General features: G+C 69.0%; 3 protein-coding genes. 1 reads left to right on the top strand and 2 read right to left on the bottom strand.

What is annotated here, in order from left to right:
• Positions 1-133: 133 nt before the first annotated feature.
• The gene (locus ABZV40_RS45945) at positions 134-736 is read right to left on the bottom strand and encodes a hypothetical protein (RefSeq protein ID WP_355456436.1); all 603 of its coding nucleotides are present in this window, start codon (positions 734-736) and stop codon (positions 134-136) included.
• Between the two features lie 14 nt (positions 737-750).
• Complete coding sequence (locus ABZV40_RS45940) at positions 751-1,194, bottom strand: hypothetical protein (RefSeq protein WP_355456435.1); 444 nt, start codon at positions 1,192-1,194, stop codon at positions 751-753.
• A 240-nt stretch (positions 1,195-1,434) separates the two neighbouring features.
• On the opposite strand from ABZV40_RS45940, the gene ABZV40_RS45935 reads away from it, so the two are divergent.
• On the top strand, positions 1,435-2,313 hold the full coding sequence (locus tag ABZV40_RS45935) for a helix-turn-helix domain-containing protein (protein ID WP_355456434.1): 879 nt from the start codon (positions 1,435-1,437) through the stop codon (positions 2,311-2,313).
• The last annotated feature ends 115 nt before the right edge of the window (positions 2,314-2,428 follow it).

Below are 2,428 nucleotides of genomic sequence, written 5' to 3'. Positions count from 1 at the left end.
AGGGGGGGTGAAAAAAAAACCCCGAACAGCCCCGCCCCCCGGGCCCCAAAAAAACCCAAAACCACCCCCCCACAAACGGCCCCCGCCCCCCCCACCCCGCCCGCCCCACCCCCCCCCCCCCACGACCCGTGTCTCAGCAGGACACCCGCACCTGCTCCGACGCCAGGTCCCACGGCTGACCGCGGGTCTGGCCCTCGACCTGGCCGTTCACGTACCAGTAGTAGTGCCCCTTGTACCGGTTCCCGAAGTGCAGCTCGTAGGTGCCGCTGACCCGCGAACGCACCTTCGACGCGTAGATGAGGACCCGCGACCTCGGCCCGACGTCCTGGCGGAGCTCGTCGGACGTCGTGTCGTTCCACGTCCACTCGCGGCGGTACGACGTCTGGATCGACCACTCGAACGACTTGCCGATCTTCGATCCGGCCGAGAAGTCGACGCCGAACGAGTGCGAGGTGCCCTGGCTCGCCTCGTACCTGATCACCCTGGTCTGGTTGAAGTTCGTGCAGTTCGTCGAACTGCCCGCGAGCTGGCGAGGTCCGTTGAAGACCGAGATGCCGCCGCTGGGCCGGAAGTCGCAGCTGTCGGTGCGACCCTGGTTGCACAGGTCCAGCAGCTCTCGGGTGGTCGGCTGGCCCTCGTGGTTGGCCGAGGCCGTTCCCGGCGCGGCGATGGCGATGGTCGTGCCCGTCAAAGCGGCGATCGCGATCGCGACCACCCGATGTGCGAACGTGTTCATCTTGTCCCTTTGCTTCAGCTGAGTCCGACTGTGACGGCCCTGTCGTTGGCCCACGTACCGACGTCCGGTTCATTGCCCTTGTAAGGCCCGTCGCGCTGGCCGTCGGCGAAGTAGAGCCACACCCAGCAGCTCGACCAGGCCTGGACCGAGCTGACCTTGTTCCGCATGTCGCTGCCGAGGTCGACCCAGTAGTCGACCTGGTCGTTCTTGGGGCACGGCCTCGGCACCCAGATCGTCAGCGAGTCGCCGGAGTAGTCCAGGCCGGTGAACAGCTTCCCGCCAATCACGTCGCCCGGATTGCGCACCGAACCGCTGCCGCTGCAGCTGTACCGGCCCGTGCTGGTGGAGAAGTCGCAGTGCTTGGCAGCCTGGGCCGGCGCCGCGGTGAGCAGTGCCGTCACCGCCGCCGCGACTGTGCCGAGAACGGCTGTTTTACCGGCTTTCGTCAAAAATCCCACAAAACCCTCCCTCGAAACGGCGAGACGCCGCGAAATGGATAGGGCGGAACGATGAAAATCTTGCGGCGTTCGTCCGGTAATCGTCCATCCACGATGTTCGGAAAAGGTGATCTCGTGTCCGGTGCCCGAATCAGCGATTCGCGCACTGCCGGGCACCCGATCGGATTTTTCGGGACCTTCGGATTCGTTTCCTCTTCTTTCGGAACGCCAGACGTGCCTTTTGTTCGATGTAGTGGACCCGTGGAAACAGTGGTGACCTCGGCACGGGAACGCGCTCGTCAGGTGCTGGCGGTGTGCCTGGCCGCCCTGGCGCGGGCGGATCACGGCGAGACCGAGGTCGTGGCGGGCGTGCGGGAGATCGGCGCGTTGTGGGCGCGGTCGGGCGGCCGGGTGGACGACCTGCTGAGCGCGCTCAACGCGATGGCGGCGGAGCTCGACGGCAACGGCGCGCCGCGGTACGACGGCTGCGCCCGGCTCGCGGTCGAGCTGGTGCGCGGTGTTCGCCCGCCCGCACCCGAACAGCCCGAGCAGGTCGAGACGCCCGCGGGAACGGCCGCGGTGTTCGTGGTCGACGGCGGGTCCGCCGACGTGGTGGCGGCCGCGTTCCAGCGAGGCGCGCGGCCGGACGTGGCGTGCGTGGTGGAGGGTGACCGGGCCGAGGTGCTGCTGCCGATGCGAAGCGAGCAGACGGCGGTGCGCGAGTGCGAGGTCGTCCTCGCGAAGCTGCCGGACCGGTCGATCAGGGCGGCGGTCGCCTCGGGACCGGACGGCCCCGCCGCCGCGGCGCGGCTGCTGGGCATCGTGACCGCGCTGGACCTGCCGCGCGGTGTCTACGGCCGCGCCGACGTGCCGATCGAGGACGCGGTGGCCCGCTCACCGGAGAGCTCGGCGGCGCTGCGCCGGTTGATCGCGCCGGTCATGGAGAGCCACTCGCTGCGCACGACCCTGGCCGCGCTGGTCGCCGAGGGCGGCAACCGGACCGGCGCGGCGGAACGGCTGATCATCCACCGCAGCACCATCGACTACCGGCTGGCGCGCATCGAGCAGCTGACCGGGCACTCCCCGCTGACCGTGCGGGGACTGCAGGTGCTCACGATGGCGTACGCGCTGTGCGCCTGACCACCCGGCGCCCGTCGTCGATGAAGGGCTCCTTCATCCACCTGGCGTGCAATGCCAGGAACTTGAGGGGCGACGCGTTGCGCCCACCCTCGTGGGCAGGTTCGCGATGAACGGC

Source organism: Lentzea sp. NPDC004782, from assembly GCF_040609115.1.
Lineage (GTDB): Bacteria > Actinomycetota > Actinomycetes > Mycobacteriales > Pseudonocardiaceae > Lentzea.
This window is presented reverse-complemented; position numbering and strand designations above follow the sequence as displayed.